General features: G+C 55.2%; 17 protein-coding genes. 10 read left to right on the forward strand and 7 right to left on the reverse strand.

Annotated features, from left to right (window positions below):
- The 7 genes from ftsQ to mutT all read left to right on the forward strand — a co-directional run bounded on the left by ftsQ (window position 1) and on the right by mutT (window position 8,312).
- Window positions 1-834, forward strand: coding sequence for a cell division protein FtsQ (gene ftsQ / locus BWI76_RS04775; RefSeq protein ID WP_049087179.1), 834 nt, complete (start codon window positions 1-3; stop codon window positions 832-834).
- Window positions 831-2,087, forward strand: a complete 1,257-nt coding sequence (gene ftsA, locus BWI76_RS04780) for a cell division protein FtsA (protein WP_004098594.1) — start codon at window positions 831-833, stop codon at window positions 2,085-2,087. Before ftsQ ends, ftsA begins: the two co-directional genes overlap by 4 nt.
- 62 nt (window positions 2,088-2,149) lie before the next feature.
- A complete protein-coding gene (gene ftsZ, locus BWI76_RS04785; protein WP_004098597.1) occupies window positions 2,150-3,301 on the forward strand; it encodes a cell division protein FtsZ in 1,152 nt (383 codons plus the stop codon).
- 100 nt (window positions 3,302-3,401) lie between these two features.
- Entirely contained in the window at window positions 3,402-4,319 is a 918-nt protein-coding gene (gene lpxC / locus BWI76_RS04790; protein WP_004098599.1) for a UDP-3-O-acyl-N-acetylglucosamine deacetylase, read from the forward strand.
- Window positions 4,320-4,566: 247 nt separating this feature from the next.
- Window positions 4,567-5,076, forward strand: a complete 510-nt coding sequence (secM, locus tag BWI76_RS04795) for a secA translation cis-regulator SecM (protein ID WP_004872173.1) — start codon at window positions 4,567-4,569, stop codon at window positions 5,074-5,076.
- Between the two features lie 62 nt (window positions 5,077-5,138).
- Complete coding sequence (gene secA, locus BWI76_RS04800) at window positions 5,139-7,844, forward strand: preprotein translocase subunit SecA (protein ID WP_024360315.1); 2,706 nt, start codon at window positions 5,139-5,141, stop codon at window positions 7,842-7,844.
- Window positions 7,845-7,904: 60 nt separating this feature from the next.
- On the forward strand, window positions 7,905-8,312 hold the full coding sequence (mutT, locus tag BWI76_RS04805; protein WP_004872171.1) for an 8-oxo-dGTP diphosphatase MutT: 408 nt from the start codon (window positions 7,905-7,907) through the stop codon (window positions 8,310-8,312).
- Between the two features lie 52 nt (window positions 8,313-8,364).
- Here mutT and yacG read toward each other — a convergent pair whose 3' ends face one another.
- The 3 genes from yacG to coaE are packed head-to-tail and all read right to left on the reverse strand — an operon-like array spanning window position 8,365 to window position 9,932.
- Window positions 8,365-8,559, reverse strand: coding sequence for a DNA gyrase inhibitor YacG (gene yacG / locus BWI76_RS04810; RefSeq protein WP_004872170.1), 195 nt, complete (start codon window positions 8,557-8,559; stop codon window positions 8,365-8,367).
- Window positions 8,560-8,568: 9 nt separating this feature from the next.
- Window positions 8,569-9,312 carry a cell division protein ZapD gene (gene zapD, locus BWI76_RS04815; RefSeq protein WP_024360317.1) on the reverse strand — a complete coding sequence of 248 codons (744 nt, stop codon included), beginning with the start codon at window positions 9,310-9,312 and terminating at the stop codon, window positions 8,569-8,571.
- Window positions 9,312-9,932, reverse strand: coding sequence for a dephospho-CoA kinase (gene coaE / locus BWI76_RS04820; protein ID WP_004872162.1), 621 nt, complete (start codon window positions 9,930-9,932; stop codon window positions 9,312-9,314). The genes zapD and coaE overlap by 1 nt, the downstream gene beginning before the upstream one ends.
- Before the next feature lie 347 nt (window positions 9,933-10,279).
- Between coaE and BWI76_RS04825 the strand changes: the two genes are divergently transcribed.
- The gene (locus tag BWI76_RS04825) at window positions 10,280-11,323 is read left to right on the forward strand and encodes a GMP reductase (protein WP_049087180.1); all 1,044 of its coding nucleotides are present in this window, start codon (window positions 10,280-10,282) and stop codon (window positions 11,321-11,323) included.
- Window positions 11,324-11,352: 29 nt separating this feature from the next.
- On the opposite strand, the gene hofC is transcribed toward BWI76_RS04825, so the two are convergent.
- The 4 genes from hofC to nadC form a co-directional block, all read right to left on the reverse strand.
- Complete coding sequence (gene hofC, locus BWI76_RS04830; protein ID WP_004872159.1) at window positions 11,353-12,558, reverse strand: protein transport protein HofC; 1,206 nt, start codon at window positions 12,556-12,558, stop codon at window positions 11,353-11,355.
- A complete protein-coding gene (gene gspE / locus BWI76_RS04835; protein ID WP_024360319.1) occupies window positions 12,548-13,933 on the reverse strand; it encodes a type II secretion system protein GspE in 1,386 nt (461 codons plus the stop codon). The genes hofC and gspE overlap by 11 nt, the downstream gene beginning before the upstream one ends.
- Before the next feature lie 10 nt (window positions 13,934-13,943).
- Window positions 13,944-14,375, reverse strand: coding sequence for a prepilin peptidase-dependent pilin (gene ppdD, locus BWI76_RS04840; RefSeq protein WP_004872155.1), 432 nt, complete (start codon window positions 14,373-14,375; stop codon window positions 13,944-13,946).
- A 183-nt stretch (window positions 14,376-14,558) separates the two neighbouring features.
- Entirely contained in the window at window positions 14,559-15,452 is an 894-nt protein-coding gene (nadC, locus tag BWI76_RS04845) for a carboxylating nicotinate-nucleotide diphosphorylase (RefSeq protein ID WP_004872153.1), read from the reverse strand.
- A gap of 194 nt (window positions 15,453-15,646) precedes the next feature.
- Between nadC and ampD the strand changes: the two genes are divergently transcribed.
- Entirely contained in the window at window positions 15,647-16,198 is a 552-nt protein-coding gene (gene ampD, locus BWI76_RS04850) for a 1,6-anhydro-N-acetylmuramyl-L-alanine amidase AmpD (protein WP_004872150.1), read from the forward strand.
- 9 nt (window positions 16,199-16,207) lie between these two features.
- Window positions 16,208-17,062, forward strand: a complete 855-nt coding sequence (ampE, locus tag BWI76_RS04855) for a beta-lactamase regulator AmpE (protein WP_004872148.1) — start codon at window positions 16,208-16,210, stop codon at window positions 17,060-17,062.
- Window positions 17,063-17,067: the final 5 nt, after the last annotated feature.

The raw sequence follows: 17,067 nt of genomic DNA on the forward strand, positions 1-17,067 counted from the left end.
ATGTCGCAGGCTGCGCTGAATACGCGGAACCACGAAGAGGAAGAAGAAACTTCTTCGCGTCGAAGTAATGGCTCTCGTCTGGCAGGTATTTTCTTCCTGCTGGCGGTGCTCTGTACCGTGCTGGTCAGCGGATGGATGGTTCTGGGCTGGATGGAGGATGCACAGCGATTACCGCTGTCAAAGATGGTGGTCACCGGTGAGCGTCACTACACGCGCAACGATGATATCCGTCAGGCTATTCTGGCATTAGGGTCGCCGGGCACCTTTATGACGCAGGACGTCAATATAATTCAAAGCCAGATTGAACGTCTGCCGTGGATTAAGCAGGCGAGCGTCAGAAAGCAGTGGCCGGACGAATTGAAGATTCATCTGGTTGAATATGTGCCGATTGCGCGCTGGAATGATCAGCATATGGTAGACGTGGACGGAAATTCTTTCAGCGTGCCGTCAGATCGCACCAGTAAACAGAATTTACCGATGTTGTACGGCCCGGAAGGCAGCGAGAACGAAGTTCTTCAGGGATACCGCGACATGGGGCAGGTGCTGGCAAAGGATAAGTTCACGTTGAAAGTGGCGGCAATGACCGCGCGTCGTTCCTGGCAGTTGACGCTGAATAACGATATTAAGCTCAACCTTGGCCGGGGTGACACCATGAAACGGCTTCAGCGCTTTATGGAACTCTACCCGGTTCTTCAGCAGCAGGCGCAGACCGACGGCAAACGGATAAGCTACGTTGATTTGCGTTATGACTCGGGAGCGGCAGTCGGTTGGGTACCGGTTCCCGTAGAGGAAACTCAACAACAACAGAATCAGGCACAGGCAGAACAACAATGATCAAGGCGACGGACAGAAAACTGGTAGTTGGACTGGAGATTGGCACCGCTAAGGTTGCCGCTTTAGTAGGGGAAGTTCTGCCCGACGGTATGATTAATATCATTGGCGTGGGCAGTTGCCCATCGCGTGGTATGGATAAAGGCGGAGTGAACGACCTGGAATCCGTGGTGAAATGCGTACAGCGCGCCATTGACCAGGCCGAACTGATGGCGGATTGCCAGATCTCGTCAGTCTATCTGGCGCTTTCAGGCAAACATATCAGCTGTCAAAATGAAATTGGCATGGTGCCGATTTCAGAAGAAGAAGTGACGCAGGACGACGTTGAAAACGTGGTACATACCGCGAAATCGGTTCGCGTGCGCGACGAACATCGCGTTCTGCACGTTATCCCGCAGGAGTACGCCATCGACTACCAGGAGGGAATCAAAAACCCCGTCGGATTGTCTGGCGTACGTATGCAGGCGAAAGTGCATTTGATTACCTGCCATAACGATATGGCGAAAAATATTGTCAAAGCGGTGGAACGTTGCGGTCTGAAAGTTGATCAGCTCATTTTCGCCGGTTTAGCCGCCAGCTATTCCGTATTAACGGAAGACGAACGTGAACTGGGTGTCTGCGTGGTGGACATCGGCGGTGGTACAATGGATATCGCGGTATATACCGGCGGCGCGCTGCGTCATACCAAAGTGATCCCGTACGCGGGCAACGTGGTGACCAGCGATATTGCTTACGCTTTCGGTACGCCGCCGAGCGACGCGGAAGCCATTAAAGTGCGTCACGGCTGTGCGCTGGGCTCCATCGTTGGTAAAGATGAAAACGTCGAAGTACCGAGCGTGGGCGGGCGTCCGCCCCGCAGCCTGCAGCGTCAGACGCTGGCAGAGGTGATTGAGCCACGCTATACCGAATTGCTCAACCTCGTGAATGAAGAGATTCTGCAACTGCAGGAACAGCTGCGTCAGCAAGGTGTGAAGCACCACCTGGCGGCAGGCATTGTATTAACCGGCGGTGCGGCGCAAATAGAAGGACTTGCCGCCTGCGCGCAGCGCGTATTCCATACGCAGGTGAGAATTGGCGCGCCGCTGAACATTACCGGATTAACGGATTATGCCCAGGAGCCGTATTACTCGACGGCGGTTGGGTTGCTGCACTACGGGAAGGAATCTCATCTCAGTGGTGAAGCAGAAGTGGAAAAACGCGTAACGGTCGGGTCGTGGATCAAACGACTCAACAGTTGGTTGCGAAAAGAGTTTTAATTTTTTAAGAGAACGCAGAAAATTAGCGATCTCAGGCGACAGGCACAACGGAGAGAGAAATTATGTTTGAACCTATGGAACTGACCAACGACGCGGTGATTAAAGTCATCGGCGTCGGCGGCGGCGGCGGTAACGCCGTTGAGCACATGGTGCGCGAGCGCATTGAGGGTGTTGAGTTTTTCGCGGTGAACACCGACGCGCAGGCTCTGCGCAAAACGGCTGTTGGCCAGACTATTCAGATCGGTAGCGGTATTACCAAAGGTCTGGGCGCAGGCGCAAACCCGGAAGTCGGCCGTAACGCAGCGGATGAAGACCGTGAAGCGTTGCGTGCCGCTCTTGACGGCGCCGACATGGTGTTTATCGCAGCCGGCATGGGCGGCGGTACCGGAACCGGTGCTGCGCCAGTGGTTGCTGAAGTTGCAAAAGATTTAGGTATCCTGACCGTTGCCGTGGTGACGAAGCCTTTCAATTTTGAAGGCAAGAAACGTATGGCGTTCGCTGAGCAGGGTATCACCGAGCTATCCAAGCACGTCGACTCGCTGATCACCATCCCGAACGACAAGCTGCTGAAAGTACTGGGCCGCGGCATTTCTCTGCTTGACGCCTTCGGCGCCGCAAACGATGTGCTGAAAGGCGCGGTGCAGGGTATCGCTGAACTGATCACCCGTCCTGGCCTGATGAACGTCGACTTTGCGGACGTGCGTACCGTGATGTCTGAAATGGGCTACGCCATGATGGGCTCCGGCGTGGCGAGCGGCGAAGACCGTGCGGAAGAAGCGGCTGAAATGGCGATTTCTTCTCCGCTGCTGGAAGATATCGATCTGTCCGGCGCGCGTGGCGTTCTGGTCAACATCACTGCGGGCTTCGATCTGCGTCTGGATGAGTTCGAGACCGTGGGTAATACTATCCGCGCATTTGCTTCGGATAACGCCACCGTGGTTATCGGTACTTCTCTGGACCCGGATATGAACGACGAACTGCGCGTAACCGTTGTTGCCACCGGTATCGGTATGGACAAACGTCCGGAAATTACTCTGGTGACTAACAAGCAGGTGCAGCAGCCGGTGATGGATCGTTACCAGCAGCACGGTATGTCTCCATTGACTCAAGAGCAGAAACCGGCCGCAAAAGTGGTCAACGACAATACGCCGCAGGCGGCGAAAGAGCCGGATTATCTGGATATCCCAGCCTTCCTGCGTAAGCAAGCCGATTAAGAATTGGCTGGAAGTTGGGCATCTGCGCTCTTTGTGCTAAACTGGCCTGCCGAATGTATAGTACACTTCGGTTGGATAGGTAACTTGGCGAGATTATACGATGATCAAACAAAGGACTCTTAAACGTATCGTTCAGGCGACTGGCGTCGGTTTGCATACCGGCAAGAAAGTCACCCTGACGTTACGCCCTGCGCCGGCAAATACCGGGGTCATCTATCGTCGCACCGACTTGAATCCACCGGTTGATTTTCCGGCTGATGCCAAATCTGTGCGTGATACCATGCTCTGTACTTGCCTGGTCAACGAGCATGACGTGCGGATATCGACGGTCGAGCACCTCAATGCTGCATTGGCTGGCTTGGGTATCGACAACATTATTATTGAAGTCGATGCGCCGGAAGTCCCGATTATGGACGGTAGTGCGGCTCCGTTCGTTTATCTGTTGCTGGATGCCGGCATCGATGAACTGAACTGCGCTAAGAAATTTGTGCGTATCAAAGAGACGGTTCGCGTTGAAGATGGCGATAAATGGGCTGAATTCAAACCGTATAATGGTTTTTCACTGGACTTCACCATTGATTTTAACCATCCGGCGATTGACTCCAGCAGCCAGCGCTACGCAATGAACTTCTCGGCTGATGCGTTTATGCGCCAGATTAGCCGCGCGCGTACCTTCGGCTTCATGCGTGATATCGAATATCTGCAGTCCCGCGGCCTGTGCCTGGGCGGCAGCTTCGATTGTGCCATCGTTGTTGACGATTATCGCGTACTGAACGAAGACGGTCTGCGTTTTGAAGATGAGTTTGTCCGTCACAAAATGCTGGATGCCATTGGCGACCTCTTTATGTGTGGTCACAATATTATCGGTGCATTTACGGCATACAAATCCGGTCACGCGTTGAATAACAAACTGCTGCAGGCTGTTCTGGCAAAACAGGAAGCCTGGGAGTATGTGACCTTCGAGGACGACGCAGAAATGCCGCTGGCGTTCCGCGCTCCGACGCTGGTTCTGGCATAAGTCAGACCCGGCAGTAAATTCGACTGGTAACCTGGTACTCTCTCCGGCCAGGGAGCCAGTCGTTTTCTTTTTTATATTCTCGCTGCGTCCTGCTTTGATTTTTAACTGCATTTTTTGCGCGTTCGTTCCTTTTTTAAACGTTTTTACCCCGCCTGAGACCTCATTCCTGCTGCCGTGAAGACGTATTAATGTTAGTATTTGGACGCAAAATATTTCTCAGGGTTGCTACCAACAAAAGGTAACGTAAGTGAGTGGATTGCTGACGCGCTGGCGACAGTTTGGCAGACGGTATTTCTGGCCGCATCTCCTGTTGGGGATGGTCGCGGCTAGTCTCGGCCTGCCTGCGCTTAGCAATGGTCATGAACATGAGACCGCGTCGCCCGCTAAAACGACGTCCAGCAACCATAATCCTGCGAAAGTTAATTTTTCTCAGCTAGCGCTGCTGGAATCTTCCAGCCGTCGACCTAATTTCACCGTTGATTACTGGCATCAGCACGCCATTCGTACGGTTATTCGCCATCTCTCTTTTGCGATGGCGCCGCAGGCGCTGCCGGTAGCGGAAGAGTCTTCACCGCTTCAGGCGCAGCATCTGGCTCTGCTTGACACGCTTAGCGCGCTGTTGACGCAGGAGAGTACACCTCCTGCCATTGTTCGCCTGGCGGCATACAACCCCTCTTTTTCCCACCGCGCGTTTCGCGTCTGTACCTGGATTAGCCAGGTTACCGGCATTCGCGCCGGGCCTCAACGCCTCAGCTAAACCAAAAACGGACCATTCTATTTTTTTGTGACTCCGCAGCGCGGGGCGTTTGAGATTTTATTATGCTAATCAAATTATTAACTAAAGTATTCGGCAGCCGTAACGACCGTACGCTGCGTCGTATGCGCAAAGCCGTCAACGTGATCAACGCCATGGAACCTTCCATGGAAAAGCTTTCCGATGACGAACTGAAAGGGAAAACCGCGGAGTTCCGCGCTCGCCTGGAAAAAGGTGAAAGCCTGGAGAGCCTGATCCCGGAAGCCTTTGCCGTCGTGCGTGAAGCCAGTAAGCGCGTCTTCGGTATGCGTCACTTTGACGTTCAGCTGCTCGGCGGCATGGTCCTCAACGACCGCTGTATTGCAGAAATGCGTACCGGTGAAGGTAAAACGCTGACCGCAACGCTGCCTGCGTATCTGAATGCGCTGACCGGCAAAGGCGTTCACGTGGTCACCGTCAACGATTATCTGGCACAGCGTGATGCGGAGAACAACCGCCCCCTGTTTGAATTCCTGGGGATGACCGTTGGGATTAACATGTCCGGCCTGCCTGCGCCGGCCAAGCGTGAAGCCTACGCAGCCGATATCACCTACGGCACCAACAATGAATATGGCTTTGACTATCTGCGCGACAACATGGCGTTCAGTCCTGAAGAGCGCGTGCAGCGCAAACTGCACTATGCGCTGGTGGATGAAGTCGACTCCATTCTGATCGATGAAGCGCGTACCCCGCTTATCATTTCCGGCCCGGCTGAAGACAGCTCGGAAATGTATAAGAAAGTGAACAAGATCATTCCGCACCTGGTACGTCAGGATAAAGAAGACTCCGAGACCTTTACCGGCGAAGGACACTTCTCCGTTGATGAGAAAGCGCGTCAGGTAAACCTGACCGAACGCGGTCTGGTGCTGATTGAAGAGCTGCTGGTAAATGAAGGTATTATGGAAGAAGGCGAGTCGCTGTACTCACCGACTAATATCATGCTGATGCACCATGTGACCGCCGCGCTGCGCGCGCACGTGCTGTTTACCCGCGATGTTGATTACATCGTTAAAGATGGCGAAGTGATCATCGTCGACGAACATACCGGCCGTACGATGCAGGGGCGCCGCTGGTCCGATGGTCTGCACCAGGCCGTTGAAGCAAAAGAAGGCGTTGATATTCAGAACGAAAACCAGACGCTGGCTTCAATTACCTTCCAGAACTATTTCCGCCTGTACGAGAAGCTGGCGGGGATGACCGGTACTGCCGATACCGAAGCGTTTGAATTTAGTTCGATCTACAAGCTGGATACCGTTGTGGTTCCGACCAACCGCCCGATGATTCGTAAAGACATGGCGGACCTGGTTTATATGACCGAAGCGGAAAAAATCCAGGCCATTATCGAAGATATCAAACAGCGTACCGCCGCTGGCCAGCCGGTGCTGGTGGGGACCATTTCTATCGAAAAATCAGAAGTGGTCTCTAATGAATTGACGAAGGCGGGCATCAAGCACAACGTGCTGAACGCGAAATTCCATGCCAGCGAAGCGGATATCGTCGCTCAGGCGGGTTATCCGTCTGCGGTGACCATTGCGACCAACATGGCCGGTCGTGGTACCGACATTATGCTCGGCGGTAGCTGGCAGGCTGAGATCGCCCAGTTGGAAGACCCGACTCCGGAACAGATTGCGCAGATCAAAGCCGACTGGCAGGTTCGTCACGATGCGGTGCTGGCTGCGGGTGGTCTGCATATTATCGGTACCGAACGCCATGAGTCTCGCCGTATTGATAACCAGCTGCGCGGTCGTTCAGGCCGTCAGGGGGACGCCGGTTCTTCCCGTTTCTATCTGTCGATGGAAGATGCTCTGATGCGTATCTTCGCTTCTGACCGCGTGTCCGGCATGATGCGTAAACTGGGTATGAAGCCGGGTGAGGCTATCGAACATCCATGGGTGACCAAAGCGATCGCCAACGCGCAGCGTAAAGTCGAGAGCCGCAACTTCGATATCCGTAAGCAGCTGCTGGAATATGACGATGTGGCTAACGATCAGCGTCGCGCTATTTACACCCAGCGAAATGAGCTGCTCGACGTGACCGACGTGAGCGAGACGATTAACAGCATTCGTGAAGACGTATTTAAAGCGACCATCGATGCCCATATTCCTCCGCAGTCGCTGGAAGAGATGTGGGATATCGAAGGCCTGCAGGAGCGTCTGAAAAATGATTTCGACCTCGATCTGCCGCTCAAAGAGTGGCTGGATAAAGAGCCGGAGCTGCATGAAGAAACGCTGCGCGAGCGTATTCTGCAGAGCGCCATTGAAACCTATCAGCGCAAGGAAGAAGTGGTTGGCGCTGAAATGATGCGTCACTTTGAAAAAGGCGTCATGCTGCAAACGCTGGACTCCCTGTGGAAAGAGCATCTGGCAGCGATGGACTACCTGCGTCAGGGCATCCATCTGCGCGGCTATGCGCAGAAAGATCCGAAGCAGGAATATAAGCGTGAATCTTTCTCCATGTTCGCTTCAATGCTGGAGTCCCTGAAGTATGAAGTGATCAGTACGCTGAGCAAAGTTCAGGTGCGGATGCCGGAAGAGGTGGAAGCGATGGAGCAGCAGCGTCGTGAAGAAGCTGAGCGTCTGGCGCAGATGCAGCAGTTGAGCCACCAGGATGATGATACCGCTGCCGCGGAGGCGCTGGCTGAACAAACCGGCGAGCGTAAAGTGGGTCGTAACGATCCGTGTCCGTGCGGCTCCGGTAAAAAATATAAGCAGTGCCACGGTCGTCTGAGCTAAGCTTTACAATCTTGAATACCAGGGCGCAGATATCTGCGCCTTTTTTATGGAACAAGGACAATGAAAACGCTGCAAATTTCAGTGGGTATTATCCGTAATTCGCAAGGGGAAATTTTTATAACCCAGCGCGCTGCCGACGCGCATATGGCGAATAAACTTGAATTCCCTGGCGGAAAAATCGAAGCAGGAGAGTCGTCTGAGCAGGCCTTAGTTCGCGAATTGCAGGAAGAGGTCGGCATTACGGTGCGTGCTTCCCGTCTGTTTGATAAGCTGGAGTATCAGTTTCCCGATCGTCATATCACGCTGTGGTTCTGGCTGGTGGAAAGCTGGGATGGCGAGCCGTGGGGTAAAGAAGGGCAACCGGGCCGCTGGATTGCGCAGAGCGCGCTCGTTGCGGAGGATTTTCCGCCGGCAAACGAACCTGTCATTGCCAAATTAATTCAATATTCTCAGATCTGCCGGGGGTAACGCTGGCATCGGGCAAATTAGGGCGGGGCAGCGAGTGCCCGCCCTGAGTCAGTTACTCTTTTTCTTCGCTCCAGCCATCGCTATCCGACAGATCGCCGCTGCTTGGGATGCGCTTTTCTTCCGCCGCCCATTCACCTAAATCGATAAGCTGGCAGCGTTTGGAACAGAACGGGCGATGCGGGCTCTGCTCATTCCAGACCACGATTTTTCCGCAGGTTGGGCAGTTGACGGTTATCTCTTCTGACATCTTTTCTCCTTAACAGCAGGCCAGTTCAAAATCAAAACGCTCCGGCACGATACCGTGCTCGCTGTCCAGCGGCATAAAGCGGATGGCAAAGCGGCTCTTATGGCCTGATATCTGGGGATAGAGCTGGCTGGCAAGATCCAAATGCAGACGCAGCAGATCGGCGTCTTCGCCGTTGTCCTGATAAAAACCGTTCAGGCTGGTCTGCTTGCGGAAGGGGGCCGAGTTGCGGATGAGATCGAGGATGAGCATCAGCGATTGGGTCAACGGTTCCAGGCTGGCCAGCCACTTGCCTACCTGCTCATCGCGATATTCCTGCGGCATATGCAGCCAGATGTGCAGCGTCGGGAGATCGAAGCTACAGCAGCCGCCTGGGATGCTTAAGCGCTGGCGTACCAGGGCGATCAAACGATCCTCTCGCAGATACTGGCCGATACGCGGCGCCGACATCAACGTACTGCCAGATTGCTTCAGCTGCTGACGCAACTCGTTGATACGATCCCGATCAACGCCAGGGACTTCCGCCCAGGATTGCAGCTTCCGCTGCTGGCGATCCAGCTCTTTTATCAGATCGGTACGCACTTCACCGCGTTCGAATACATCTAAAAGGTCGCCGATATTGCGGAAAAAGTGAAGTGCATCCGCATGGCTGGTAATCGCCGGATGTACGGCCAACTGCTGGAGCAAAAACTCAATACGCAGCCAGGTGCGCATTTTTTCATTAAGCGGATGTTCGAATAGAACAGGGGTATGCATTACGGTTTTTCCTGTGAGGCGGCCTGCGATGCCAGCCGTTGATACTTTGCATGCAGGCGGGCGACATCTGATGCGATGGCATCAGGCGAACCCATATTTTCAATAACATCATCCGCAACGGCAAGGCGCTGCTCGCGCGTGGCCTGAGCGGCAAGAATATGTTCCGCATGTTGCCGACTGACCCGATCGCGAAGCATCGTGCGCTCTATCTGCGTCTCTTTGGGCACATCAACAACAAGCACGCGATCGGCTTTGGCGGACAAACGGTTTTCGACCAATAAAGGTACAACCCAGAGAATATAAGACGAGGTGGCAAGCTGCATCTGGCGACGCGTTTCCTGCTGAATTTGTGGGTGCAGCAGCGCGTTTAGCCAGCTCTTATCCTCTGCATGAGCGAAAATATGCTCGCGCAGAGCACGACGGTTAAGGGTGCCATCTTCATTAAGTATCTGCGGACCGAAGCGTTGAGCAATAGCGTTGAGCCCCGGAGTGCCGGGCTCTACCACCTGGCGCGCGATAATGTCAGCATCAATAACGTTAACCCCGAGGTGTGAGAATGCATCGGCTACGGTACTTTTACCGCTGCCGATGCCGCCTGTTAACGCTACCGTGTATGTCATACACCTCAATCCTGAAACTGACTACATGCACATTTTTCACTAACGGCGCCGTTATTTACGACGCGACGACGCCACTGCGACAGTGGGTTTACCGGCGTAATATCAACCGATAAAGCGCTGTCACCACCTATTCTTTTTTTTTTGCGCATGTAAATCAAATGGTTAAAAATGATACGCCAGCGATGGGATATCGCAAATTCGCTTTTGGCTATTCACCAGGTAAATTTATACGATTGTAGCGTAAAAAAAGTGAAAATCGCAGTCTTGCGCGGCCATGATTCGTGCGTATGATAGCGTCACTGGAGTTGTGCTCTCACAATAATGCAATTAACCCCAGGAATTCGCACATGCGTATTGAAGAAGATTTGAAGCTTGGTTTTAAAGACGTTCTTATCCGCCCGAAACGTTCTACCCTCAAAAGCCGTTCTGACGTACAGCTGGAACGTGAATTCACTTTCAAACACTCTGGCCAGACCTGGACTGGCGTGCCGATTATTGCTGCTAACATGGATACCGTTGGCACGTTCGCTATGGCTAAAGCTCTGGCTTCGTTCGGCGTTCTGACCGCGGTGCATAAGCATTACAGCGTTGAACAGTGGCAGGCGTTTGTTCAGAGCGTATCTGCGGATGTCGTGCAGCACGTAATGGTCTCCACCGGGACCTCCGACGCGGATTTCGAAAAAACCAAACAGATTCTGATCCAGAACCCGCAGCTTAGCTTTGTGTGCATTGACGTGGCGAATGGCTATTCCGAGCACTTCGTGCAGTTTGTCGCGAAAGCCCGCGAAGCCTGGCCGCAGAAAACCATCATTGCAGGTAACGTTGTTACCGGCGAAATGTGCGAAGAGCTGGTTCTTTCTGGCGCCGATATCGTGAAGGTTGGCATCGGCCCGGGCTCCGTATGTACAACCCGCGTGAAAACCGGTGTCGGCTATCCGCAGCTTTCCGCCGTGATTGAATGTGCCGACGCGGCGCACGGCCTGGGCGGGCAGATTATCAGCGACGGCGGATGCACTATGCCCGGAGATGTGGCTAAAGCATTCGGCGGCGGCGCAGATTTTGTTATGCTTGGCGGTATGCTGGCTGGTCACGAAGAGAGCGGCGGCACCGTGGTTGAAGAAAACGGTGAAAAATTCATGCTGTTCTACGGCATGAGCTCCGAGTCGGCGATGACCCGTCACGTTGGCGGCGTAGCCCAGTATCGTGCGGCGGAAGGCAAAACCGTTAAGCTGCCTCTGCGCGGCCCGGTTGAACACACCGCGCGCGATATTCTTGGCGGCCTGCGCTCCGCGTGCACCTACGTTGGTGCTTCACGGCTGAAAGAACTGACTAAACGTACGACTTTTATTCGCGTACAGGAACAAGAGAACCGCGTGTTCAACAGCCTGTAATGCCGCTCGCTGGCGCGTTTGCGCCAGCGTTATCCCCCCATCCCGCTAATGGCGTCGCCCAGATGAAAAATGGGTAAATACATCGCCACCACCAGCACGCCGACAATCGTTCCGGTTACAACCAGCATCATTGGCTCCAGTAAGGTGGCCAGGTTATCTGCCTGCTGATGCGTCTGCTCGCTATGGTGACGAGCCAGATTAGCCAGCATGGTATCCAGCGAACCTGAAGCTTCACCGGTACGAATCAGCTGTAGACACAGCGGCGTAAATCCTCCGCTGTTGGCGAGCGCCTGCCAGATGGGATCGCCGTGGGTAATTTGCCGGCAAACCTGGCGGAGCCTCTGTCGCCACAGCGGACAATTCAGGGTTTCCTCTACGCTTTGCAGCCCTTGCAGAAAGCTGATACCGGCGCTTTGCGTCAAGGCGAGTACGGTAAAAATCTGGCTAAGCCGCTGGCCGCATAGCAGTTTGCCAAACACCGGCAGCGTATGGAGCAGCTTCTGGCGATACAGCAGCCAGCCTGGCCGCTGGCAAATCAGCCGGTTGAGTATCGCAGGCAAAATACCCAGCGCCGCGAGCAATGGCCAAAAGCGAGTTAGCCCCTCACCGACGCTCATTACCACGCGGGTCAGCCACGGTAGCGGGGTGTTGAAAGTTTGATATATAGCGGCAAACTCCGGTAAGACGAAACACAGCATTCCCATGACCACCAGCAGCGCCAGAGTCAAAATAATCAGCGGGTAGCGCAGCGCTTTTTTCACTTTCTCGGTAAGGAGCAGCTGTTCTCGCTGCTGCTGGGCCAGCTCGGCGCAGCATAGCTCCAGTTTACCGGTAAGCTCACCGGTGCGGATCATGGCCAGATATAACGGGGGGAACGCTTCAGGCCATTTTTCCAGAGAGCCTGAAAGCGAAATGCCCTGCGCCAGATCCTCTGCCAGGGTTTGCAGCAACGCTTGCCATTGCGCATTGGGCTGCTGCTGAGCCAGCAGTTCCAGCCCCTCAGCCAGCGGGAGGCCGGCCTGAAGAAGGGCCGCCAGCTGGCGGATGATTTCACCGCTATAGCGCGGATGCCAGAGGGCGTTTTGCACGCTACAGCGGCGCAGCGTCAGCGGGATAATTCGTTGCTGCTGTAGAACCTGCAATGCCTCCGGACGATTATCCTGCCAGAGCGTTCCCTGGCAGGGAGCGCCCTGGAGAGTGATACCGCGCCAGCGCCACAGTCGTTTAGTCGCCATGCGGTATCCCCAACACGCGTACCACTTCTTCCAGACTGGTCATCCCGCGTTCGACGGCCAGGCAGCCGCTCTCAAATAGCGTCATCATGCCGGATTCCCTTGCCAGGGACTCGATCTCCCCGGCGCTAAGACCTTGAGTTATCGCCTGCCGTAACGTGGTATTGACGGGTAGCAGCTCAAAGAGCGCCAGGCGACCGTAGTAGCCGTGATAGCAGTGCTGACAGCCCGGAGCCTGCCAGCGAGGAAGCGCCCGCGGCCACAGGCTGTGCGGAACATCAGCCGAACTGCCGGTTTCCCGCCGGCAGTGGGGGCACAGCTTGCGTACCAGACGCTGAGCAACCACCAGCGAAAGCGCGGATGAGATCATCCAGCGTGCAACGCCCATCTGCTGCAGGCGGACCAGCGTTTCACTGGTTGAATTGGTGTGCAGCGTTGAGAGCACCAGGTGCCCGGTCTGCGCTGCTTTTATCGCGATTTCAGCGGTTTCCGCATCGCGTATTTCTCCCACCATTACGATATCAGGATCCTGACGGAGCAGGGCGCGCAGTACGCTGTGAAAGGTTAAACCCGCCCGGGGGTTAATCTGCGTCTGATTCATCCCCACAATGGGGATCTCTAGCGGATCTTCAACGCTGCATATATTGACCTCGTCGCGATTCCGCGCCTGTAGCGCGCTGTATAAAGTGACGGTTTTCCCACTTCCCGTCGGACCGGTAACCAGCATCAGGCCCTGGGGTTGGTTTAGCGCCGAGCGGAAGGCGGCAAGCTGCTGGGAGGAGAGCCCCAGCGCCTCCAGGTCCAGCGCTTGTTCAACCTGATGTAGTAAACGCAGAACGATTTTCTCCCCTCCGCGGCAGGGAAGCGTGGCGATCCGAAACGAGATCGGACGCTCGGAGAGCGTGAGGGTGAACTGACCGTCCTGCGGTACCCGATGTTCGGCGATATCCAGATTACCGAGCACCTTAAGTCGGGCGGTGATTGGGGCGGCGAGCTCCGCGGCTAGCGGCGCAAGAGAATGGAGTACGCCGTCTACCCGCAGGCGAATTCTCAGGCGATCGTCGCCGGGTTCGATATGAATATCAGACGCGCGCTGGCGCAGGGCTTGTTCGAGAAGGTTATTCACCTGTTCAACGACGCTGGCTGAGGCTTCAACAGGTGGGGCGAGCGTTGATATTCCCGGCGTCTGCAGCCGTTTGTCCATCCGGTCCTGGCTCCAGCATTCGATATCAATCCTTTTCTGAGTCGCGAAGCGCAGGGCTTCCATGAGTTCCGGCGCAGGGGCATCGACTACGGCGATGGCAATGGTGTGTTCATCGCTATCGAGCAGCAATGCCTTGTAGCGCTGGCACAGGGGGATCAATTGTTCAGTTTTCATTGCCGCCCCCTCAGTTAAAACGGAACACATCTTCACAGGCCTGCTTGAGTGCGCTATCGCCGGTAATATTACAAACGCGCTGCCAGCCGGTGATACCGTTAGCGTTATCCCAGGACGGCGTCATAGTGACGCTCAGGCCATTGAGACTTTCCTGGCCGGTGAGCGTGACAACGCCCGTCGCTACGGTCATAGCGGAGACGTAGCGGGTGGTTGCGGGGGAGGGGATCCCATTGCTTCCGCCATCGCAGGGGGTTAATCCGCCGTGCTCCAGCGCGCATAGCTCAATGGCGGTACGGAAAGGGACGAAGGTTTGTAGCATGTCGGTAAGCGCCGCTTTTCGCAGGTAGTTCTGATAGGCCGGAATGCCGATTGCGCTGAGAATGGCGATGATCCCGATGACCACCATGAGTTCGATGAGGGTAAAGCCATGTTGTTTGTTCATAAGTTGCTCCTTGTTATCTTCGGGAGCACTTTGCCGGGCTTTTTTTAGCGATACGAGCCGCAGATTTCGCCTAAGGAAGCCGGGTTCCAGGCTTTTTGGGCCGCTTGCATGGAGGGATTATTGGCATGCGAGTCAGTTCGCAAAAGCGAGCCCCGGCATAAAGTGAAAACCGGGGCAGGGGGATTAGCGAAAACGCATAGAGAGGTCGAGGGCGCGCACGTGTTTCGTCAACGCGCCAACGGAGATGTAGTCGACGCCGGTTTCGGCAAATTCACGGATGGTATCGAATGTGACGTTGCCGGAGACTTCCAGCGCCGCCTGACCCTGGGTGAGTTTGACCGCTTCGCGCATCAGGTCGGTAGTGAAGTTGTCGAGCATAATGATGTCGGCGCCGGCTTTCAGCGCTTCGTCCAGCTCTTCAAGGGTTTCGACTTCCACTTCTACCGGCACATCAGGGTGTAGCCAGAACGCTTTTTCAACCGCCTGCCGTACCGAGCCGGAAGCGATAATATGATTCTCTTTAATCAGAAAGGCATCGGAGAGGCCCAGGCGATGGTTGGCACCGCCGCCGCATAAGACCGCGTACTTCAGCGCCGTGCGCAGACCCGGCAGCGTTTTGCGCGTATCGAGCAGCTGAGTTTTGGTGCCCGCCAGCAGATCGACATAGCGGCGGACTTCACTCGCCACCCCGGACAACGTCTGCACGAAATTAAGCGCGGTGCGCTCGCCGGTGAGCAGAATACGCGAAGGGCCATCCAGCTCAAACAGCGGCTGGTTTGCTTTTACCGCATCGCCATCGGCAACATGCCAGGTGAAGTTAACGTCATCGCCCGCAAGCTGAATAAAGACTTCTTCTACCCAGCGTTTACCGCAAAATACGCCATCTTCGCGGGTGATCACGACCGCATGCGAGCGCGCATCCTGCGGCAATAATTGTGCGCTAATGTCGTTATTCGCATCCACTTCACCGCCTAAATCTTCCCGCAGGGATTGGGCGACGGCATCGGTAATATCAAGATTAATACGCTCCAGCAGCGCGTCACGGCGGCGGTCGGGATTGTAGCGACGAGGCGTCATGATAAAGCTCCAGATAGATAAGATTCAGAAGTGGGAAACATGCTAACCTGAACAACGTTTTTGTACCACATCCGCTTCATTTTGCCGGCGGTTTCAGCTTTTGGCGTTAGTCCGCTGAGCGACAGGGCGTATGATGCCGGGGATTTGTTGGACGCGGTGCCGCGAATGCATAAGCTAGTAAAAGGAGACTCAACATGCAGTTGAACGGGGGATGGTTGGTCGAGGCGCGTCGGGTACCTTCGCCGCATCAAGATAGTCGTCCGGATAATGAAACTCCCTCTTTGCTGGTGGTGCACAATATAAGCCTACCGCCCGGCGAATTTGGCGGCCCGTGGATTGATGCCCTGTTCAGCGGTACGCTCGATCCCCATGCCCATCCTTTCTTTGCCGAGATTGCCCATCTTCGCGTTTCGGCGCATTGTCTGATTCGCCGCGATGGTGAAATCGTGCAGTATGTGCCTTTCGACAAGCGCGCGTGGCACGCGGGTGTTTCAAGCTATCACGGGCGCGAGCGCTGCAACGATTTTTCGATAGGCATTGAGCTGGAAGGGACCGACGAGCTGGCTTATACCGACGCGCAGTATCAGCAGCTGGCAGCCGTTACCCGTCAGCTTATCCCGCTCTATCCGGCGATAGCCGACAATATCACCGGCCATAGCGATATTGCGCCAGTGCGTAAAACGGATCCCGGCCCGGCTTTTGACTGGGTAAAATTTCGCGGTCTGTTAACCCCGTCGTCAGAATAAGGAGATGCCATGACGTTGTTCACTACGCTGTTAGTCCTCATTGCCGAGCGCTTGTTTAAGCTGGGCGAGCACTGGCAGCTCGATCATCGGCTGGAAGTGCTGTTTCGCCGGATAAAGCATTATTCCCTGCTGACAACCGTACTGATGACGGTCGCGGCGGCGGCAGTGGTGTTTATTATTCAGCGCCTGCTGCAGGGGCTGCTGTTTAACGTTCCGCTGCTGGTGTTCTGGATCCTGCTGGGCCTGCTGTGCATCGGCGCAGGTAAAGTCCGTTTGCACTATCACGCCTACCTGAAGGCCGCGGCGCGCGATGATAGCCGCGCCTGCGACGCCATGGCCAGTGAACTTACCCTGATCCACGGCGTACCGCCCGGCTGCGACCAGCGTGAGTATCTGAGCGAGCTGCAAAATGCGCTGCTGTGGATTAACTACCGCTATTATCTTGCTCCGCTGTTCTGGTTTGTGGTCGGCGGGCCGTGGGGGCCGTTAACCCTGATCGCCTACTGTACGCTGCGGGCCTGGCAAACGTGGCTGGCGCGTTATCAGACGCCGCGCCATCGCTTACAGTCGGGTATCGACGGTATTCTGCACGTGGTCGATTGGGTTCCGGTACGCCTGGTCGGCGTGGTGTACGCTTTGGTTGGACACGGGGAAAAAGCCTTACCGGCGTGGTTTGCCTCGCTGGGCGACCGCCACTCTTCTCAGTATCAGGTATTGACGCGTCTGGCACAGTATTCGCTGGCGCGTGAGCCGCACGTGGATAAAGTGGCCACGCCGAAGGCGGCGGTCTCCATGGCGAAGAAAACATCGCTGGTGGTGGTGGTGATTATGGCGCTGCTGACCATTTACGGTACGCTGATTTAAGCGCC

The sequence above is a fragment of the Klebsiella sp. M5al genome (genome assembly GCF_002090195.1).
Classification (GTDB): Bacteria; Pseudomonadota; Gammaproteobacteria; order Enterobacterales; family Enterobacteriaceae; genus Klebsiella; species Klebsiella grimontii.